Source organism: Mesorhizobium sp. M0139 (assembly GCF_040322455.1).
Taxonomy (GTDB): domain Bacteria; phylum Pseudomonadota; class Alphaproteobacteria; order Rhizobiales; family Rhizobiaceae; genus Mesorhizobium.
The window spans coordinates 120,200-140,629 of sequence record NZ_JAMYTN010000010.1 but is presented as its reverse complement, the minus strand read 5'-3'; the positions used below and the strand labels follow the sequence as shown (position 1 = coordinate 140,629).

15 protein-coding genes, 1 tRNA gene and 5 pseudogenes are annotated in these 20,430 nt (G+C 58.1%); 5 read left to right on the top strand and 16 right to left on the bottom strand.

What is annotated here, in order from left to right; translation table 11 throughout:
• Position 1 precedes the first annotated feature (1 nt).
• From NKJ58_RS18645 to NKJ58_RS18605, 8 genes and pseudogenes are all read right to left on the bottom strand, one after another.
• The gene (locus tag NKJ58_RS18645; protein WP_023708001.1) at positions 2-1,174 is read right to left on the bottom strand and encodes an AAA family ATPase; all 1,173 of its coding nucleotides are present in this window, start codon (positions 1,172-1,174) and stop codon (positions 2-4) included.
• Positions 1,171-2,532, bottom strand: coding sequence for a GmrSD restriction endonuclease domain-containing protein (locus NKJ58_RS18640; RefSeq protein WP_352853595.1), 1,362 nt, complete (start codon positions 2,530-2,532; stop codon positions 1,171-1,173). The genes NKJ58_RS18645 and NKJ58_RS18640 overlap by 4 nt, the downstream gene beginning before the upstream one ends.
• A gap of 415 nt (positions 2,533-2,947) precedes the next feature.
• Positions 2,948-3,403: pseudogene (locus NKJ58_RS31505) on the bottom strand (IS1 family transposase); the annotation flags it as partial.
• A gap of 40 nt (positions 3,404-3,443) precedes the next feature.
• Positions 3,444-4,511, bottom strand: coding sequence for an XRE family transcriptional regulator (locus NKJ58_RS18625; protein ID WP_023707996.1), 1,068 nt, complete (start codon positions 4,509-4,511; stop codon positions 3,444-3,446).
• Position 4,512: 1 nt separating this feature from the next.
• Complete coding sequence (locus NKJ58_RS18620; protein WP_023707995.1) at positions 4,513-5,109, bottom strand: hypothetical protein; 597 nt, start codon at positions 5,107-5,109, stop codon at positions 4,513-4,515.
• Positions 5,110-5,250: 141 nt separating this feature from the next.
• On the bottom strand, positions 5,251-5,418 hold the full coding sequence (locus NKJ58_RS18615) for an RNA-binding protein (RefSeq protein ID WP_245261057.1): 168 nt from the start codon (positions 5,416-5,418) through the stop codon (positions 5,251-5,253).
• 728 nt (positions 5,419-6,146) lie between these two features.
• Entirely contained in the window at positions 6,147-6,392 is a 246-nt protein-coding gene (locus NKJ58_RS18610; protein ID WP_023707994.1) for a conjugal transfer protein TraD, read from the bottom strand.
• Between the two features lies 1 nt (position 6,393).
• Positions 6,394-6,690 carry a conjugal transfer protein TraD gene (locus NKJ58_RS18605; RefSeq protein WP_245261065.1) on the bottom strand — a complete coding sequence of 99 codons (297 nt, stop codon included), beginning with the start codon at positions 6,688-6,690 and terminating at the stop codon, positions 6,394-6,396.
• 193 nt (positions 6,691-6,883) lie between these two features.
• Between NKJ58_RS18605 and traA the strand changes: the two are divergent.
• Positions 6,884-9,346: pseudogene (traA, locus tag NKJ58_RS18600) on the top strand (Ti-type conjugative transfer relaxase TraA); the annotation flags it as partial.
• A 128-nt stretch (positions 9,347-9,474) separates the two neighbouring features.
• The gene (locus NKJ58_RS18595; RefSeq protein WP_031196156.1) at positions 9,475-9,690 is read left to right on the top strand and encodes a helix-turn-helix transcriptional regulator; all 216 of its coding nucleotides are present in this window, start codon (positions 9,475-9,477) and stop codon (positions 9,688-9,690) included.
• A gap of 165 nt (positions 9,691-9,855) precedes the next feature.
• Here NKJ58_RS18595 and NKJ58_RS18590 read toward each other — a convergent pair whose 3' ends face one another.
• Positions 9,856-10,248 (bottom strand): hypothetical protein, encoded by a 393-nt coding sequence (locus NKJ58_RS18590; RefSeq protein WP_156932575.1) that lies wholly within the window; start codon positions 10,246-10,248, stop codon positions 9,856-9,858.
• Positions 10,249-10,528: 280 nt separating this feature from the next.
• A pseudogene (locus NKJ58_RS18585) lies at positions 10,529-10,679 on the bottom strand (helix-turn-helix domain-containing protein); the annotation flags it as partial.
• 117 nt (positions 10,680-10,796) lie between these two features.
• On the opposite strand from NKJ58_RS18585, the pseudogene NKJ58_RS18580 reads away from it, so the two are divergent.
• Positions 10,797-11,312: pseudogene (locus NKJ58_RS18580) on the top strand (IS30 family transposase); the annotation flags it as partial.
• 131 nt (positions 11,313-11,443) lie between these two features.
• On the opposite strand, the gene NKJ58_RS18575 reads toward NKJ58_RS18580, so the two are convergent.
• Positions 11,444-15,049 (bottom strand): YobI family P-loop NTPase, encoded by a 3,606-nt coding sequence (locus NKJ58_RS18575; RefSeq protein WP_502902314.1) that lies wholly within the window; start codon positions 15,047-15,049, stop codon positions 11,444-11,446.
• Positions 15,050-15,622: 573 nt separating this feature from the next.
• Here NKJ58_RS18575 and NKJ58_RS18570 point away from each other — a divergent pair.
• Entirely contained in the window at positions 15,623-15,919 is a 297-nt protein-coding gene (locus NKJ58_RS18570; RefSeq protein ID WP_023707989.1) for a helix-turn-helix transcriptional regulator, read from the top strand.
• A 12-nt stretch (positions 15,920-15,931) separates the two neighbouring features.
• Positions 15,932-17,242, top strand: a complete 1,311-nt coding sequence (locus NKJ58_RS18565; protein WP_031196150.1) for a type II toxin-antitoxin system HipA family toxin — start codon at positions 15,932-15,934, stop codon at positions 17,240-17,242.
• A 228-nt stretch (positions 17,243-17,470) separates the two neighbouring features.
• Here the strand turns inward: NKJ58_RS18565 and NKJ58_RS18560 are convergent.
• The 5 genes and pseudogenes from NKJ58_RS18560 to infA all read right to left on the bottom strand — a co-directional run bounded on the left by NKJ58_RS18560 (position 17,471) and on the right by infA (position 20,368).
• Positions 17,471-18,813 (bottom strand): annotated as a pseudogene (locus NKJ58_RS18560) (tyrosine-type recombinase/integrase).
• A gap of 212 nt (positions 18,814-19,025) precedes the next feature.
• Positions 19,026-19,101 (bottom strand) — tRNA-Phe (locus NKJ58_RS18555).
• A 214-nt stretch (positions 19,102-19,315) separates the two neighbouring features.
• The gene (gene yacG / locus NKJ58_RS18550; RefSeq protein ID WP_023669280.1) at positions 19,316-19,507 is read right to left on the bottom strand and encodes a DNA gyrase inhibitor YacG; all 192 of its coding nucleotides are present in this window, start codon (positions 19,505-19,507) and stop codon (positions 19,316-19,318) included.
• A complete protein-coding gene (locus NKJ58_RS18545; protein WP_023681911.1) occupies positions 19,504-20,130 on the bottom strand; it encodes a Maf-like protein in 627 nt (208 codons plus the stop codon). The genes yacG and NKJ58_RS18545 overlap by 4 nt, the downstream gene beginning before the upstream one ends.
• 19 nt (positions 20,131-20,149) lie before the next feature.
• A complete protein-coding gene (infA, locus tag NKJ58_RS18540; protein WP_006200926.1) occupies positions 20,150-20,368 on the bottom strand; it encodes a translation initiation factor IF-1 in 219 nt (72 codons plus the stop codon).
• Positions 20,369-20,430: the final 62 nt, after the last annotated feature.

The window sequence follows — 20,430 nt, the reverse complement described above, 5'->3', positions numbered from 1 at the left end:
GTCAGACCTTGGCCTGTGCAGCCAGGGCTCGGCGTGCCTTCATCATCTCGGCCAGGTCGGCACCCTGCTGATCGAAGAAGCCGGGCGGCCAACTCGTGAGCTCGGCCGCCTTGTCCATCGTGATCGGGTGGAGGATGGGCTGTCCAGGGCCCTCACCGAGCGACAGGAACAGGAAACTCGCATCATCATGTGGGATGATGTCCCGCAGCACGGCCAGGCGGACACCGTTCAGGACATTCTCGCTATGGGTCTCGACGAGGACCTGGACGCCTGCCGAGGCCACCGAGGCGAGGAAAATCCCGATTGCGGTCTGAGCGCCGGGATGGAGATGGGCCTCCGGGTTTTCGACGATGAGCATCGATCCTGGAGCCGCGAGCAGCCCACTCACCACCACCGGCAAGGCATAGCTTATTCCGAAGCCGGTATTGGCCGGGGGAAGCGCTTTCGCCGTCGCGCCCCGCCGGCCGATCGCCATTTGCACGCGATTGAGATCAGGATGAGGCGTTGTGAAAATCTGTGCTCCCGGCACCAGCCGCCCCATCCAAGCCTCAAGCTGGACTCGGAAGAGCTTGGAATCAGCCTCGATGCACAAGGCCTGCGCCACCATGCGGCTCTCCGCCTCCGCCTGTGAGATCGCGAACGCCGTGAACTCGCCCGCATAGCCGGTGGAGATGAAGAGCTGGTCGGCCATCGGCTGCAGGTCACGCGGACCGACCCGCTCGGCGACGAGGTAATGGAATTCCTGCTGGAAGATGGGGAACGCGCCCACACGCTCGAGTAGGTCCTCCGGCGCCTCGACGCAGGCGATGCTCGTCGTCGGCTTGGTGGTGCTCGCCTCGAAGCTGCACATGACGCGGTCGGTACCATCGCCGGACACCCCCAGAACAACCATGTCGGATTCGATATCCGCGTTCGTGAGCGTGGCGCTGTTGCCTAGACTTAGCCGATAGTTGTCATTGAGCTTGATGCTAAAATGCGGATGTCCCCCATCGGTGCGGCTGACGGCCCCCGCCAGTAGACGGGCCTGGTCGCCGGTCTGACGGAGAAGCAGGAGCGCCTGAATCACGCTCGACTTGCCGACTCCGTTTCCGCCGCTCAGCACGGTAAGCCGCTTGAGTGGGATTTGCTCTTGCTGGAAGCATTTGAAATTGGTCAGGTGGACCTCGCAGATCATCCCATATGCTCCGCGCAGAGGGTTTGGGCCTTTTCGAATGCGTAGAGCAACCGACGCCGATCGTTGGTGCCGAACGAGACGCTGTCATAATAGTTGGCGTCCCTGTCGAGTTCGTGAGCAACGATCTCGGCAAAACTCCCGGGCTTGACCGCCTGAACCTCCTTCTCGTCCCGTTCCGCTAGGACCACCGACCAAGTCGTGAACAGCGAGTTGTTCATCAGCCTGCGCCTAGCGCCCGGGAGAAGGTCGTGCGGACCGCATTTCCGGAAGGCGAAGGCGCCGAAGAGGTGTGCGCTGTTGCGCATGCCGCGCTCAAAGGCGGGGACCAGTTGGTCGAACGAACCCGGATTACGGTTGAGTGTCTCGATCGTCTGGTCGAGGAAGCGCTCCATATTGCCCGCATATGGCGACTGATACTCAAGGTTTGCCAGCCGGAACGCCGCGAAGCGAAGCGCGATCTCCTGGTCCTGCATGCGAACGGTGCCCACGCTCGAGCATGTTGCCTCCAGAAAGTCGGGTGACCGGGACAGGCTGTGCAGGAGATGACGTGTCTCCGGCGACGACATGCAGTTGCGGATTTCCTGGGCGTTGAGCGGCCGGCCGCCCTGGTTGATGCGTTTGAAGATGTCGAACTTCACGTCCACCGGCGTCTGAGCGTCGATGATGTTCATCATGATCTGCGTCTGCATGATCCGCTTGCGGTAACGCTGGTCGATGCAGCGGCTGGGATCGTCATGTCGGAAGACCTTACCCTCCTCGTCCTTTAGATATTCCAGGTCGCGCAAGCGCAGTTTGTTGTCGAGGAATTGCTCGATAACGGTAAGGCGCTGCAGCCCGTCGACCACCTGCAGGCGTCCGTCATAATCCTGGGCGAGGTAGAAGACTGGCAGCGGAATGCGCAGCATTATCGATTCGATGAGCCGCGACCGCGCGCCGACATCAGTCCACACAAATTGGCGCTGGAAATCGGGCGACAGGTTGATGTCGCCGTCCTTGATCATGTCGTAGACTAGGCTGATGTTGAAAGGCTTCGTGTCGACCCGGATGAACTCCGGATCGTAGGGGAAGGGCTCGGGCGAGCCGTCTGCCGATTCCTCAGTGACCTCTATGCCCGCAGCCTCTTGGATCGACCGCTCCGCGAGCGCCTGTATGAAGGCTTCGCTGATCTCGTCCGGGGTCGATCCGATATCTCCGGACATTTCGACGCCCACGATCCGGCCGGCTTCCGTTGTGCTGATTGTAAGTTCATGCGAAACGTCTTCTGCGGTCCAACGGCAGAGCCCGTCGGGCTGCGACTGGTCCAGCCGCAGAGCGACAGATGCTCGTTCTCCCGACGCGAGGCGGATGGGGATTTGCAAGGTGCGCTCCAATAATGGTTCCGACAGACATATATCGGCAGCGTCCGAAACAATCTACCGCCCTCCTGGGTAGTGTCTCAGTTTGAAACTTGACGCGCTCTCGGTCGCCCCTTCAATTCAAGATGGAACGCAGCGTTAGATAAATTCCATAGGCGCTTGCGCCAAAGCACGTGGCGGCAAGGATGAGAAAAAGGTTCGTGTCGCGCCGCGAGGTGGATGACTCCTTACGCGCCAGAAACACCATCTTAGCCGACAAGGCCATAAGCAATACGGCCATAACAAACATCGCGATATAGATGCTCTTCGGATAAATGGGCCGCAGGAGAATGCCTGTTAGGCAATCGACAGGTTGGCCGCAATGAGCGCTTTATAGCGCCCCGGCAGCCGATGATCATTCATTCCGATACCTGCTTTTCTAAGGACCGCGCTTTCCCGGCTTTGGCGCAACGGCGTCCATCTTCTCGCAAAGATCGTCCATCGACCAGATCGTCTGCGCCATGCCAGCGGCCATTGCCGGCGTCATTTTCAGCGTCTTGTGCATTTTGATGAAGTTGTACCAGACAATGTAGATCTCGACCATGTGGACATGGCTTTGGAACACTTTCAGAACGCATTGGTAAGACGCGTGAAGCGACGGTTCGCCATGCGCATCGTGAGATTGGCGCGCTCGATATGCGACGTGCTGACGTGCATAGGATCGGGATCGCCTTCAATCCGCGTCTTGGTCGCGCCAGTGCAGACGGACTGGCTGAAGCGGCGCTCTGGCGACTTGTTGCTCTCCGGCTCGCCATACTGCTTGATGAGCATCGCGTAATCGATCCGCTCCTAAGGCTTCCTCAACCGCATTGAGATAGGCGCGGCCGTCTGTCGTAAATAGGTGAACTTATATGCTTAGTGCCAAGCATAAAGGTTCAGCTGACGATTCGGAATCGCGGTGTGCTTACGAGGCCGAAAAAATCTTGGAATGTTTCAGTGGGGAGGCCGGTAAGCGTGGAAAGATCGTCAAGAGTGTAATTCAGGTGTCCCATATGCGCGCGGACCAGTTGGTAGATCAGTTTCGGACTTTCACGCGCTTCGATGTCGACAGGTTCCTTAGTTCGCCAGCCACGCTTGGACATATTGATCATGTAGTATCGGTGAGCGCTCTCGCTCAGCCGGCCAATGTCCCGCGCCTTCAACATGAGGGCAGCCATTGAGGTCTTCCAGTATTTTTTGAGTGCCATAAATTTCTCAAGAGATAGGCTGTAGAAGTCCTTGGCGATGTCGGCTGTTGGCATCAAGAATTCACCAGCAAATAGATTAGCCTGCCTCTCCATTTCCGGATTTGGGATTTTATGCATCACCAGATGCCCAAGTTCATGAGCCAGGGAATATCTCAGCCTGTCCTTTGGCTGCCGTGTGTTGATGAACACGACAGGGGGCATTCCTTCAGAAGCACTTTGACAGAAGCCGTCACAGAGTTCCGTCCCGAAGTCGAAGGGGACGACGACGATGCCGGCACTCTCCATGAGTGTTGTTACGTCTTCGACTGGGCCGCGCGGCATCGACCATGCCTGGCGCACGGCGCGGGCTATGTCGTCAACTCTGCCGCCAACTTCATCGGGGTCGATATAAGGAGGGTTCGCTCTGCTCGGCGCCAATTCTACAGAGCGAAGGAAGATGGAAGTGGTAATTCGATAGATTTCAGCTTTGGCATAAATTTTCGCCCAATCGGCCTTGGTGAGCTTCTGCCGTTTTCGATGGTAGGTCGCCGGTTCTGCTCGCCTTAAATGCGGATGGAAAAAGAACTCGCGCTTATAACCGAGCGCCAACGCCAGCGCGTCGATATCCTCGTTGGTCGGCTGGATGAGACCGTTCTCAATCTTCGACAATTTTCCTTGCGACATCGGCTCCGCAAGGCGATCGATCAAATCGCCTTGCGTGAATCCCTTCGACTCTCGCGCCAGTGCGAGCATTTCTGGGTTGAATGTCTTCGCCATTTCAAGTCTCGGAGGTGTCCGGCTTTGCGTCCGGTATAACCCGAATAAGATCGTCGCCATAATCATCTGGCGCAGGACCGCGACCGATTTCGGCATCGGCGGCGGCTGCCGGCGGTTCCAATTCCATCCGCCAATGATAGCCGTCTGCCTTCGGGCAGATCACATAAACGAAAGGTTCGTCGGGAGTGATGGAATTGGGGACGTAGCTTAAATAGAGATTCGTAGTCTCACCCAGCTCCTCGGAGGCAAAAAGCGTCAAAGCCCCATTTTCCTGAAAACCCAAAGAAATCTGATTGCGGTTCAACCCCACCGCACCATCCTGATTGGCCATTTTGGCAAGTAAGCGAAATTCACCGATATTGAAATAAGTGGTCTGGTTTCTATCCTTGATAGACACTTCTGGATCGAGCATGAGGTTGGCGCGCAGGTTGTCAACGATGTGATCCCGCACAATACTGCGCCTCGTTGTCTTCCGATGAATGTGGCCAGTCGTCCGATAATCGTTCAGGCCGGCACGGACGCCGTCGCGAGCGGCACTATACAAAACCGGCAAAAACCGTTCCAGTTTTTGGCGACTGTAGGCTTCATCACGCGGCATCGCTGTGTCCCCTAATTCGATGCATGAGACCGTACAGAAAATCCTATCAAAAGAGAAGCAAAATATTCCGAGTTTATTTTTCCTTGGCATTCCAATGGCTTGCAGCCGCCTTCCGCGCGATCTCGGCGCGCCGCTCTGGCGTCATGCGGCGCGCTTCTTGCCACCCTTCGAACCAAGCTCTTTGGCGGCGGCGCTCTTGCCATCGTCGTGCACGTCCTCGGCTTTGTCGCCGGTGGCAATGCGCATGACGCGTACCGCGTTGCTGATCGCGTCGGCGGGGCGCTTCTGGCCTTTAGGTCCGGAAGGCATTCAGACCTCCTGCCATGAATATCCAGTGGTGACGCCAAGGTGGAAGACGCGTCCACTACGAAGGTTTACGTATGCCGCGTTCCCATCACGTGGGTGTAGATATCGCCGGAGAAACTTCCTCATTCGCCTCCAGCCTATCTTTTTGGTGGGCGCAAAGACTATCGTTGTCCGGGGCGTCATCTCTCGATAAACCCCAAGCCTTTGTAGCCGCTTGAGAAGCTTGGTGGAGTCACGATTGGGAACCGCATTGTCCCATGTGATTAACCATCGCCATTCTTGATCGGCCGACATCATCGCTCCTATGCTTTCCGCTAGGCATATAGGCGTTCTCGCCTATGCGGGTAAACCGAGATAGACGCTTGGCGGCCCAAAGCAGCCGCGCACCAGATCGAACAGTTTGAGCCGGTGTTACATGCGAGAATCGAACATTAACCAGATTTACAGCGTCCGAGAACGGCAAAACGAGCAGGCTATGTCTGAAATTGGGATTTGTCGTCCGGCGGATTTGCTTAGAACAATGCAGGTTCAAGCGCCCACCGCCGGTCAAGCCCCGCCTGCTGCGGGTCCTGAGTTCGTTGACCATCGATCGGTAGCTATTCGGCGTTCGTCGCTGTAAACCGGAGCGTTTTCGGCCGGGTGCTGCGACCCAAAATCGACGGTCGGAGGGAAGTGGGCGGCGCTACGATATTTGAAGTCTCCGCACTGCCCGCCGCTGGCGGCAAACATCGCTACGCTTGCTGTCCCTTTAGGTCTTCATTCCGCTCCGCCATCAACGCCTCTTTCCCCATTCCGGCCACATCTCGCGTCCGTTGATCGTCTTCGCTTCGGAGTTTGTCCGCTATCCAGATGAGCGCGTCGAAGATCATGGAGCGATCGTCACCGGTCAGATCGACTATGCCCGCCTTGACGACGAGCCCGCCAAGTTCGATCAGATGTCGGGTGCGCCTGCGACGCTCGACCTGCCAGGTGCGCATGTCATTGCGGGCCTGTTCCGCCTGCCGGCGATTGCGGGCTGCCCGGTTGCGCTGGAGCGCTGCGAGGGTTGCGCTGAGGTTCCGAACCAGTTCGCCGGGACCGGCTCTCGAAAAACATCACCCCACGCTTGGCCCATGCCTCACGCTTTGCGGTGTCCTTCGTCTCGGTGATTGCGACCAGTGCGCCGGCCAGTTCGTCCGCGCTGAGCTGATCGGCGCCTGTGGCGATCACCAGCTCGCCAAGCTGCTGCACCTTTCGCGTTTTGAGCTCGCGGGCTTTCTCTTCCAGCACTTTCAGTTACGCATCGTAGTCGCGTGGTTTGCGCATGGCTGTCTCCATCGGTTGTCGATCTCTGGATGATAGTTGAGCGCCTGCCGGAAGGCTTCAGGGTCGCCGAGACAGCCAGGGACGGGCTGGTCCATCCCGAGAATTTTTCGAGGGAGGGCGCGCTTATACGTCGTGCCGACGTGCGGTTTAACGTGCAAACGGCCTGGAGGCGCAGGGCATTTCACTGGAGCCGCAAACCCAGATTGGTGCGCCGGCGCAGCGCATTGAGGGCAGTGGCCTTGCTGCTGGCGACATTGAAGCAGATCGCGCCGAACTGCATCGCGAGATCGCGCGCAACAACGGCGCGCGCATCATTGCCGATCCATGAATGGCGCTGGACGCCATCACGCATCAGCAATCAACCTTCACCCGAAAGGACATTGCGAAGTTCTCGCATCGCCACAGCGACGGGATGGAGCAGTTCAACGCGGTCGTGGCAGCCATCGGCAACGCACCCGATCTGGTTGAACTCGGCAAGGACCGGCGCGGCGAAGACCGTTTCACCACAAGGCAGATGATCGAGACCGAGCAGCGCCTGCATCGCGCGGCGGAGCGTATCGATTTGGACGAGCGCCACGCGGTGAGTGAGGCACATCGCGAGGCTGCTCTGGCGCGGGCTGCGCAACGCGGGCTTATCCTGTCGGGCGAGCAGAGCGATGCGCTGGCGCACATCACCGACGGTCGCGGTCTTGGTGTCGTCGTCGGCTTTGCCGGAACGGGCAAGAGCGCCATGCTTGGCGTTGCGCGCCAGGCATGGGCAGCGGCGGGCTATGAGGTCCGAGGCGCCGCACTCTCTGGCATTGCCGCCGAGAATCTGGAAGGCGGATCAGGCATCCCGTCACGCACCATCGCCAGTATGGAACACAGTTGGGGACAAGGCCGCGATCTGCTCACCACGCGCGATGTCCTGGTGATCGATGAGGCCGGCATGGTCGGCACGCGCCAGTTGGAGCGCGTGCTCTCCCATGCCGCCAACGTTGGCGCAAAAGTCGTCCTCGTCGGCGATCCGCAGCAGCTGCAGGCGATCGAAGCCGGTGCTGCATTCCGCTCGATTCACGAGCGTCATGGCGGCGTCGAGATTGGACAGGTGCGCCGGCAGCGCGAAGACTGGCAGCGCGACGCCACGCGCGATCTGGCAACCGGCAGGATCGGCGCTGCGATCAGCGCCTACGACGCGCAAGGCATGGTGCATCAGGCTGCAACGCGCAATGAGGCGCGAGGTGAACTCGTCGAGTGCTGGGATCGCGACAGGCAGGCGCATCCAGAGGCAAGCCGGATCATCCTCACCCACACAAACGACGAGGTGCGCGCGCTCAACCAGGCCGCGCGCGAGCGCATGCGCGCTGCCGGCGATCTCGGCGACGAAGTGCAAGTGACTGTCGAACGCGGCCCAAGAAACTTCGCCAGCGGCGACCGGGTCATGTTCCTCCGCAACGAGCGTGGGCTTGGGGTCAAGAACGGTACGCTTGGTGTCATCGAAGAGGTCAGCACATGATGGTTCGCGTCGATGACGACAGATCGGTTCGCTTCGACCTGAAAGACTACGCGCATATCGACCATGGCTATGCCGCGACCATTCACAAGGCGCAGGGCATGACCGTCGACCGGACCCATGTGCTCGCCACGCCGGGCATGGATGCGCATGACAGCTACGTAGCCCTGTCGCGGCATCGAGACGGGATGGACCTGCATTACGGCGGCGACGACTTCAGTACACGGGAGCGGCTCGTCCATACTCTTTCGCGCGACCGCGCCAAGGACATGGCGTCGGACTACGAGCAGATCGACCCTGCACGGAGCTATGCGGCGCGGCGCGGCATCACCTTCCGCGAGCGTGTGGTCGAGATCGTGCGCCGGATCGTTCCAGAACAGCTCCGCGACCGGATCAGCGGGCTGCTGGACGGATTGCGCTCGCCCGCAGACGGCGAGCCCATGCAGGAAGGTGGGCGCGGGCCGGGAAGGGAAAGTGTCGGGACGCGGATAGGAGATGCAGGCACCACGCCCGGCAGAGGCAATGTCGCCACTGGAGTGCCGCAGCGACACGAATGTGCAGGTGGACGCGGAAGCGGCGTTGCGCAGCGCTCGCACGAAGGCGCTTGTCCGTCACGCGCGTGCGCTCGACGCTATCCTCGGCGTCGGCAACCCGGATGGGCAGGGCATTCCCGACCAGATGCGCGAATTGAGGGATGCCCGTATCGCTTTCGAGAAGGTGCGGCCTCATGGCTGGCGCGATGCCGAAGCGGCCTACGTCAAGAATCCCGAGCTGGTTCGTGAAGCGAGCGCCGGCCGCGTCAACCGCGTCGTGCTTGCTCTCCAGCTTGAGACGGAAATCCGTACCGGGATGGACATCGATCCCGGCAGCCGGGTGGAACGTTTCGTGGAACGCTGGCAGAAGCTCGACCGGACCGGACAGGAGCAATACCAGGCCGGCGACATGTCCGGCTACAAGTCAACGCGCATGGCCATGTCCGACATGGCCAAGAGCCTTGAACGCGATCCTCAACTTGAATCCCTACTGGCAAACCGCAAACGCGAGCTTGGCATCAACGTGGATTCGGGCCGTCGCCTGGGCGCGGAACTCGCCTTCAGCCATGGGATTGGGAAGGGGCGAGGCCTTGGACTCTGACACCCCTCCGATTTGCCCCCGTTTGCACGCCACGATGCGGTGAGACGGGAATGGATCTTCCGGACTGGCGCAGGCCGCCCTCTGTGTCCCAGCAAGTGTCGATCACCATCAGCCGGAGGCCGCGCGCCATGCCCGAACCCGACCGTATAATCCGCCTCAGAACCGTGCTTGTCCGTACCGGCCTGTCCCGCTCCACCCTCTATCGTAAGATCGCCGATGGTACTTTCCCAGCTCAGTTGAAAAAAAGCGTCAACGGTGCGGGGTGGCGCGAATCCGATATCAATCGGTGGGTAGAGGATCCGGTATTTTGGAGGCCGAGGCGAGAAGGTGATGAAATACGATAAATCCGGTTGCGGGTAGCGTCTCAGTTTGAAACTCGGAGCCGTCTGAGCGGGGTCTTTGCTGTCAAACGGTGTCTGCGTCCTCGCCAGTTACAATGCGCATGACGCTGACGGCGTTGCCAATGACATTGACGGCGCGCTCAGGCCTTTAAGTCCAGTAGGCATTCTTCAAGTTCTCTTTCCAGTAGGCAATTCTAGGAGAAGGGTGCGCACGGTTTCGTGGTCCAAATAGGCACTACTCCAATGCGGCCCCTTAAGTTCTTTTGGACCCCAGTCCAGTTGCTCATGATTTCGACCGTGGTAAGCGACAAAATGTCGATCCACATCACCACCTTGGACGAGATCGGCCAGGAAGCCCATGACACTGTCATTGGTGGGTTCAAGCCGATAGTTCGGCATCATACCTCGTCCCGTTATGCCAATGCGTACGAATGCTGACCCGTGGCGCCTTTTGTAATCGTGCATGTTGTTGAACACGCCAAGAACATACCCCCGAGGCTGGTCCAGCGTTCGGACCACGTCGAGTACCGTTGCATTCCCAGAAAGTTTCACGCCTGCCATTCCATCCCCCCAGGCTTTCTACCAAGCATATAGAAGTTTGGCGCGTGGCGCGACGGCCGGACGGCGGCGGAAAGAAGCCGGCCAAATTTCAAACTGAGACACTATCAGGTTGCGGGAGCTGGTGAAATGATAGCATCTATCTCATCATGCGATGCAATTTCTGTGGATAACGGAACCGAACCACCGGTATGATTTTGGATTGGGTAATTTTGTGGGTACGGATCGATATCCACACTGATATTATCCGATTGAAGTCAAATACATAGCTTACAGTTCGATTCCGCTCTGGAACCTTGAACTTCGGTTCCACCTCGTCCACCCGCAGGTATTTGCGCACCGTAATTCCGAGACAGGCCCGTCCTACGGCTAATCTCTCGGATCGATAGATGTTCTGGATAATGCCAGCGTCGGATCACGCTCAATAATGCCATGTCGATCACTCCGTAATCCCCGCTGAAAAAACGCAGGGTAAGGGTCAAACATGGGTCAATTCTCGGTGGAAATATCCTGGGTTGCCGGGTCAGTTCTCAGTGGCAATCAACAGGCAAGGACAAATCCTCGATATGGTCTCCATCCGCGAGCGTCCCGCCGAGGCCGAGGATCGCGCCATCCCAGGCCATTGGGAAGGTGATCTGCTCGCTGGCGCAAACGACACCAACATCGTCACCCTCGTCGAACGGCACAGCCGGTTCACGATGCTTGTGAAGTTGGCGAGAAGGGACTCGGCGACCGTGGTGGCCGCTCTCGCGCAGAAGATCGGCTCATTGCCCGAGGAGTTGCGGCGCTCCTTGACCTGGGACCAAGGCAAGGAGATGGCTCGTCACAAGAGCTTCACCGTCGCAACCGATCTACAGGTCTACTTCTGCGATCCGCGCAGTCCTTGGCAGCGCGGCAGCAACGAGAACACCAACGGCCTGCTCAGACAGCACTTCCCAAGAACCACCAACCTATCCCTCGTCTCGCAGGATCAACTCGACGCCGTCGCTCGGAAGCTTAATCAGCGACCTCGAAAAACCCTGGACTTCGAGACCCCGGCCGATAGGTTGCAGAGGGTGTTGCGATGACAAGTTTAACTCACCGCCCAATCTCGGCCGTTCGCTGCACTCCTACTTCATCCTAAGAGCTGCCGTTCGTTCGCGGGCTGCGTTGGACGCGCGCAGAAGCGCATCACCTCGTCAATCTTTGTCCACATAACTTAGGAGCTGGTGTCACGGCGGTAGAGGTTGATACGAATCGAATCACCAAAGAACGTTTCGCCCCAGGACGAAATGATGTTGCGCTCATCGAGCCACTTCACAAATTCAACGTTGATGTCTGTTTTGTCGATCCTCGGGCTATGATAGCCGGTCTTGATCTCGGAGAATGGTTCCGGGAGGGCGGCGAGGATCTCGCGTACATCACCGTCGCCCAAGACTTTCTGGCACTTGTTGAACAATGAAATCTGGACCGGGATCGGTGCCGAGTTCAGGATGACCGCGCGCGCGGCTTCGACACCCAGAGCGCTCACGTCCGCCCCAGTCCTCTCCAAGATCGCGCCCACTTTGCCCGCCCGAGATTGCAGGCCACCGAGCAAGGTGAGATCCATTGACCGGATGATCGCCAGTTTACGGGCGTCACCGATATTCTCGCCTAGGAGCAACTCACGGAAATCGTCTTCGAGGGCGAACGTCGCCTCGTCTTGTAAATATGCATCAATGTTTTCGACCACGAATAGGACTCGGAGGTCAATTTGCTCTCTAAGCGCGTCCACATTCTCTTTCGTAAAATTGACCCTCGCTTTCTCGATCAGTACCCGCAATTTACCAGGGCCAAGATTACTCGGAAATTTAATGAAGGTCCTCGGTAGCCTTTGGACATAGATTCGATACGTTGCGTCTTGCAGGGCGTCGTCGTTGATCAGGAACTGGCGCAGGGCGGCTGCCTTATCGTCCGAGGGAATAGCCTGCTGCGGAAGTGCCGCCAGCGCTGCCTTCGTCTCCAGAAAACCGGTTAAAGTTGCCGCATCGAAGGCCTCGCTGCCCATGAAGGCGAGGCAATTCTCCCAGGAAGGCTCAATTCTGCTCAACTGGAAAACGAGTGAGTGAAAACGGACTGGCACATCGCCGAGGGAAGAGATGGTAGCCGACTGCCTTTCGAGGAACGCACTCAGATCGTCAAAATCGGCATCCTCTCGACCGATAATGGACAGAATGGTGGCCACGCTCTCGCGCGAATTGTCCTCAAGCCGCAGGAGTACGTTCTTGAGATAGTCAACGAAGCCGCGCTCGATCCTTAAACTCAGAACCGCATTACCGATTCCGGTGACCGTCGTGTAATTCCGAGTGCGCAAGGGCTCGAGATCGTCAACTCCTAGAACAGTTTGGAAAATGAACTCTAGGTTCTCAACGGAGAGCGTGTAGGAACCCTCTTCAAAAAGGAAGCGAGCAATTCCAGGAAAACCTTCTATACTTCTGAGGTCTTCCAGCTCGATCCCAAGGGGCTTTAGACGAGACGGGTCGATGTTGGTCCCGAGCGCGAGAATCTGAGCCAGCTTTTCGGAGACGAATGGCGAAATCTCGGGATATGCGGCCGGCAGCGCTTTGAGGGCCGGCTCAGGCAAATGCGCGATTATCTGACCAACATGGGGGAGATGCCCGGGATTGGCAAGGACAGCCGGAATGAAGCCTGGCCACCCGGCTCGCAGTCCTGCAACCAACTTGGGCACTTCTTTTCCCGCTGCGTAGTAACTAGTGAAGAAGGCGCCGCAATCCTCGAAATCAGAAGCCAAATACTCAAACATCTTCGCCCCTTGGTCCGCATACGCGGCGTCGTCACCCAGCAGGCAATCGACGATCTTGACGTTGAGGACGTAGTGCTGACGGAAATCCTCGCCACGCATCGCAGCCACGACTTCCTTCGCATTGTCGATCAGGAAGTTGGGGTCCGGGTTTATGAATCCGCGTATCTGAATGAGAAATTTGTTGTCGTTGGGCGACAGTCGACCCGAATGGAACAGCGATGTATACTGGTAGTAGGTGTCGTCGATATAGCCTTCCATCACTAGAAAGCGAGGCAGCTCGCCATTTTCGCCGAACGCGCCAAAAAGATCGCTCATTTCTTTTACATTCAGTCGAATAACCTCATTGAATTTAGCGGAGCGCAGAGCGGCGATCTTCTCCCGCAGCGCTCGCCGCCTTCTAGAGGTAGAGCTCCTAGCCTCAGCAGTCCGCTGCTCAACCTCTTCCTTGCGCTGCGCAAACGTCCTCAGACTATCGACCTCGGACTGCAAGCTCGAGATGTTGATGGTCTGGTGATACCCGTTGAGACTACGATAGGTAATAGTTTGGCTACTGATGATCTGGTCGAAATTTTCACTTCTCGCGAGTGTGCTAATCTCAATCTGGGTCTGTCCATTCTGACCGATGTGGGACGCCTGAGCAGGTAGTTTCTCAAACAACGCCATCGCATAAATTCGGCGGAGATCGAGCAGATCGGCTGGAATTTGCCGTTCGGCAACGTCGGCCTCATGCTCGATGCGCTCAATAGCGGCCTTATATTCTGCCTCACCGCGAGCGATAAACTCATCATGCTTGCCAAGGATCTCCGCGAGATTGCCCTTGCCACGATGAAGGCTCTCAAAGTCACTCGGGAATACATTCTTATATATCAGAACCGCTAGGAGTTTGTTTGCGTCCAGCACATTGTCGCCATCAGTCTCCAGATTAGCGACATAGATGGCATACTCATTGAAAATGTTTTGTATGAGCCTCAGGTCGTTCAGATATCGCGAAACTTCACGTAGAAACTGGCGATCAAGTCGACTGTCCAGCGAAAGCCGCTTCCCCTGCTCCAGGACTTTATCGATCGAGTTCGAGCTGTTGATGACTGGTATGACGGGGATGATGAACTCAAAGAACTTCGTTCTGTCCGTGTTGGCGAACATGTCATCGCGTAATGCGTAAAGGAAGCGTATTGTCCGCTTCACGCCAGCATTCGCATTTACGAGGCTATTTATCTCGCGGAGAGTAATGAATATCTCGGAATTGTTGAACCTGTCGAGATCTTCGATAATGACGAGAACATACTTCGTTGACTGAAAGAAGTATATAATCTCGTCCAAATGCCGATTAAGAATCGATTCTTGGCTGACCGCCACAGGTGTGATCTCAATATCTTTTAGAGAAATACTCTTGAGAGACAGGCCGAAGCTGATCTTGTAGAATTGGTAGACCGTCAGCCAGAGGAACGATGCTCCCACGGCAAACCACAGAAAAGTGGGCCAGTTACTTATCGAAAGAGGCAGGAAGAAGCTGCCATTGATGACGTCATCGCGTTTTTGGAAAAGATGCCAACAGGCCACGACGCCAAGGATCACGTACAGAGAAAGCAAGATCGACCATCTACTGGGCGACCTAATTCGCTTAAATCGCGAGAGCGGCAGCTGGTTCGCATCCGCGCCATAGAGCATCTGTTGAAGGATGCTTCTCTCGATCTCCTGTTTGCTCACAGCGCCACCGGAGGCGGTTGCCTCAGGAAGGAACGCGGCGAGCGATATCTGCAGAATTGGATGCCGGTATTTTTTTAGGAAGGCCCTGATGATGCTGCTTTTTCCCGAGCCATAAGGCCCGGTCAAAGCGATGTTCGAAACTCTGGGATTGCTCGTCGCGTACAGGAGCGCATCGGAATATACTCCTGCCTCGTCTGCCTTCTCGGTTGGCGCAAGATCGATAAACTTTGATTGTACATCGACCGCGTCGTTCGAGCGGCAAAGCAAGTTAAGGATTCTAGCGATGATTTCCCGCAAGCTATTTCGAAGTCCCATAAACAGAGGCGTTAGCGCTTCAACGCTTAGCATGCGCACAAGTATGGCCAAAGCCGATTTAGAACATGGGTGGGGGACGTCCGAATATGAGTGATGTCGGCGATTCCTTCGAGAGCCGAAAAGGCGGACGAGCTGGTCGTCAGTCCGGGTGCAAGCTCAACCTCGTGGTCAAACCAGGGCCAGCTGCCGCTGCCCAACTGATGGATAGATGGTCACGAAACCTGGGTCTATGCGCGGGGCCGGCTGAGGCGAGACCTGCAGTCCGACACCAAGCGGGCGGGATGCCGAACTGACCGCTCATCGCCAAGTCTTACCAAGACCTGACAGTCTGGTCCAGGCCAACAACGTCGTTCCAGTTCTCGACCAGCGCGCGGTCATTCTCGATGGTACCCTGTCGAAGGTTTGATCGCACATGCCGATAGTGTTTGCGTGGCGCAATGAGTTATATAAGTTAGTATATGGAGATCGCCCATATGGGAACATATATAGCGAAAATTGATATAGCGGCGCATATTGACGCCTGTAATATACGATTCTATATCAAGCTAGATCATACTGAAACCGATATACGCCATGAAGATCAGAACAGCTCGCGACATTGGTATGCTGATCAAGGAGGCCCGCACCCGGCGCGGCCTGTCACAGGCTGCCTTGGCCAAGATGATCAACACCACGCAGACGTGGGTGTCGTGGATCGAGAACGGCAAGCCCAGCGCCGAGATCGGCAACGTGCTGCTGGCGCTGACCACGCTTGGTGTGGAGCTGGACTTTCAGATCCCGCCGGCGCCGACGTCGGCTGCTAATCATCATCATAATGCCGAAGAACGGCATGTCGACGATGACGACGACGAGATTCCCTACAAGCTCTAGGTGACGATGATCATGGTGAACCCGATCGACACCCTCGGCGTCTATATCGCTGGCAGACCAGTTGGGGGGCTCCACCACCTGCAGGGCGGTAAGCTTTCGTTCTCCTACCACGAGGCATGGATGGAGGGCCGGGTGGCGATCCCGCTCTCCCTGTCAATGCCGACGATCACCAGGACCTACGAGGGCAAGGTCGTCGAGGCATTCCTCTGGGGCCTGCTGCCGGATAATGAGCAGACCCTCGCCAGATGGGCCCAGAGATTCCAGGTCTCCGCCCGAAACCCGTTTGCCCTGCTCAAGAACGTCGGCCGCGACTGCGCGGGCGCCGTCCAGTTCCTTCCGCGTGACGATCAGGTTTCCCGCGGCGAGAACGTGGAGTTGCTCACCGAGGCGCAGATCGGCGACCGCCTGCGCGACCTGCGCAAGGATGGTGCAGCGACCCGGCGAATCGGCGATCCTGGTCAGTTCAGTCTCGCTGGTGCGCAGGCAAAGACGGCGTTCTATTTCGATAAGGGCAGCAATCGCTGGGGGATCCCTCTAGGCGACACGCCCACGACACACATCTTCAAGCCGCCTTTGCCGCACTTGCACGGGCATACCGAGAACGAGCATTTCTGCCTGCAGCTTGCATCCAAGCTCGGCATGGATGCTGCACATAGCCAGGTTCTCGACTTCGCAGGCGAAAAGGCGATCGTTATCGAGCGCTACGACCGCCGCAACATCGAGGGCAAGACCATCCGCATCCATCAGGAGGACATGTGCCAGGCCCTGTCGGTGATGCCGACGCTCAAGTACGAGAACCAGGGTGGGCCAGGTATCACGACGATCTCCAGAAAGGTGCTGTCGGCCTCCCTCGACCCCGTCCAAGACCGTCAGATCTTCATGGCCGCGAACGTCTTCAACTGGATCATCGCCGGCACGGACGCGCATGCAAAGAACTACTCGATGCTGCTCGGTGCCCAGGGCGAGGCCCGCCTAGCTCCGCTCTACGACATCTCCTCCATTCTGCCGCACCTCGGGGGAGAGATCCAATCTGAGATGCGCGACCTTAAACTGGCGATGAAGATCGACAGGGTCTATCCCATCGAGGAGATCATGCCGCGCCACTGGGGGCGCTGTGCGTCCTCAGCAAAGGTTGGCAGCGAGTACACGGTGCGGACAATCCGCCATCAGCTCGCGGTGATGCCCGACATGGCATCGGAGTGCGCCCAAGAGCTTCGCCAGGAGGGGATCATCCATGAGATCGTTGGTCGCCTCGTCGACGCGATCGCGACGCGCATCAAGGGCTTGTCCCGGATCTATGGAGAGGAAGGTTGTGGAGGTTAAAGTCGGGCGGGGATAGCGGATCCACGGACTAATGCCGGCGAAAGGACGGACCGCACACTGCCCACGGGATTCTCGCTCTAATAGCGCCCCGGCTCCGGGCCGGGTAGATGGCCGGTTTCGGAACCGGCCATCGGCAGCTTGAAAGACGGAAATGGGGTCGGCTGCAGAACGGCAGCTTCCCGCCGAACGCGGTCCAACTTTCTCTCCAGGAAATCTGACAATGCGGGCCTACGATTTGGCGTTGAGTTGTGGCGTTTTTCGACGGTCAGTATGATTCCGGCGGTTGGAGATTTGTATCGGCGTTTGATGAACGGCCGCTGTTGGGTTCAAAGTGGATGGTCGCGGTGTGTGGACAGCAGGCTTGCGGCGTCCCTCGATTGAGATCACCCGCAGGTTTTTGCTCTTGAGTTCATCCAGATAATCGGCCCACCACTGCATCATCTTGACGCGCTCGTCCCAATGCTCTGCCCGGGCGTAGGCGCGCCGAACGTCGTTGTTCTCAATGTGGGCCAGCTGCCGCTCTATCGCGTCCGGATGCCACTTGCCGCATTCGTTCAGCAGAGTTGATGCCGTTGCTCGAAAACCATGCGCGGTTGCTTCTTCCTTGCCGTAACCCATACGGCGCAGCGCGGCGTTAAGCGTGTTATCGGAAATCGGACGCGAAGCCGATCGAACACTAGGAAACAGCAGCGATCCACCACCAGAGATCTCTCTCAGTGAAGTCAGGACGCTGATCGCCTGCCTTGATAGGGGTATGCGGTGCGGCCGTCGCATTTTCATGCGTGCCTCAGGGATGGTCCATACCGAGCTTTCAAAATCGAACTCTTCCCATTCAGCGGAGCGAAGCTCGCCGGGGCGGGGAAACATCAGCGCCATCAGCTTCAGACCAGCTCGGGTTGTAGGCTGTCCGTCAAATGCATAGATTGCCCTCAGCAAACCGCCCAAGGCCTTCGGATCAGTGATCGCGGCGCGAGGCGTTACAGTCGGACTGATGAGTGCGCCTCTGAGGGCGAAGGTCGGATCTGTCTCGGCGCGTGCCGTCGCGATTGCGTATCGAAACACGCTGCCGATGGTGGAGCGCAGTCGCCTGGCCGACTCGTATCGACCGCGAACCTCGACGCGACGGAGGGCGGTAAGGATGGTGGCCGTATCGATCTCCCGAATGCACTTGTCGCCGATTATCGGATAGGCAAAATCGAGCAGCCATTGACCTTGCTGATCGTCCGGTCGGCACGTCCCTCCTTCTTTAGCTTGTCGACATATTCGTCCGCGATTGAGCGAAAGGAGTCCTTTGCCGAATCGGCCTTCCGCAAGCTGCGTTCCTTTCCAGGGTCGACGCCAGCTAGCAGGAGCCTTTTAGCATTATCGCGCGCCTCCCGTGCCTCGGCGAGAGAGATAAGGGGATAGCTGCCCAGCGCGAGCAGTTTCTGCTTGCCCTCAAAGCGGTAGGCGAGCCGCCAGAGGCGAGAGCCCGTAGGCTGTACCCACAGCTGCAGCCCGCCCCCGTCAGATAATTTCACGAGTTTGGAAGCGGGGCGGGCGCTTCGACATTTCACGTCGGAGAGGGGCATTCGTCAGGTCTCCCTTGGCTGTTTCGATACCATCAGGATGTCGAATACCAACGGAAATACCATCCCCCCGCCTCGTTGGACCAAATGCGCCTGAAGCGTTCCCTGTCCCGCTTAATTGCGTCATGCGACTGCAAAAGATCAACAATTCCGGTCGCTTGCAGAAACTCCAGCGTAGAAACTTCGGCGAAAGGGAGTGTCGGGAGAAGAGCGGATGGTGCCCAGAGGCGGATTCGAACCACCGACACGCGGATTTTCAGTCCGCTGCTCTACCAACTGAGCTATCTGGGCCTCGCCGGCAAACGAGACATCGCCTGACCGGATTTCAGGAAAGCGCCGTGGGGCACCCCTTGAAAGCGCGTGGGTTATAGCACGGGAATCCGGCCTGTCCAGCGCCTAAGCGCTGATTTTCCGGGGCAATTGTCGCAGACAATACCGACGCCGGCAAAGCAGCAATTGCGTAAGGTCGGCGAAGTGGAATTGCGCGGCCGGCACCGCCCAAACCCTACTTCGGCTCGTCGCTCTCGTCCTCGTCATCCCGCGCGGTGATGACATAGGCGCCCTTCAGCCAGCGGTTGAGGTCGATGTCCTTGCAGCGCTTCGAGCAGAACGGATAGGTCTCGCGCGCCGACGGCTTGCCGCATTCGGGGCAGGGGCGCTTCGGGCGCAGTGGTGTGACCTTATCGTCCAGGCTCATGGCCGCGCGGTATGCCAGCTGGTGTGGACCTTGAAGCCTTCGCCCGAAAGCAGCGCCACCGTCTCGTAGAGCGGCAGGCCGACAATGTTGGTATAGGAGCCGACCAGCTTGACGACGAACGAACCGGCGAGACCCTGGACGGCATAGCCGCCGGCCTTGCCGCGCCATTCGCCGGAGGCGACATAGGCGTCGATCTCCTCGCGTGGAAGCCGCTTGAAGCGTACCCTGGATTCAACCAGCCTTTGGCGCAGCTTGCCGCCCGGCGTAATCAGGCAGATGCCGGAATAGACCCGGTGCGAACGGCCCGAAAGCAGTCCAAGGCAATTGGCGGCGTCGTCCAGCGTCTCGGCCTTGGGCAGGATGCGGCGTCCGACCGCCACCACCGTATCGGCGGCCAGCACGAAACTTGGCGCATAGTCTTCCTCGCTTTTCAGCGAGGCCAGCGCCTTCTCGGCCTTTTCCTTCGACAGCCGCTTGGCCAGCGAGCGCGGATGTTCGGCGCGCAGCGGCGTTTCGTCGACATCGGCCGGCAGCACGCGGTCCGGCTCGATGCCGGCCTGTTGCAACAGTTCGATCCGGCGCGGCGAACCAGAGGCAAGCACGAGCTTCTGCAGGATGCTCATCGCGGTTCGCGCCGGACTGTTACTTGAAACGGTAGGTGATGCGGCCCTTGGTCAGGTCATAGGGCGTCATCTCGACCAGGACCTTGTCGCCGGTCAGCACACGGATGCGGTTCTTGCGCATGCGGCCAGCCGTATGGGCGATGATCTCGTGTTCGTTTTCGAGCTTCACCCGGAACATCGCGTTGGGCAACAATTCCGTCACGACACCCGGAAACTCGAGGACTTCTTCCTTCGGCATTCGATACCTTTGCTTGGATTGCAGTTCCGGCGCCCTGGAGCGCCCAGGCCGGAATTTCGGCG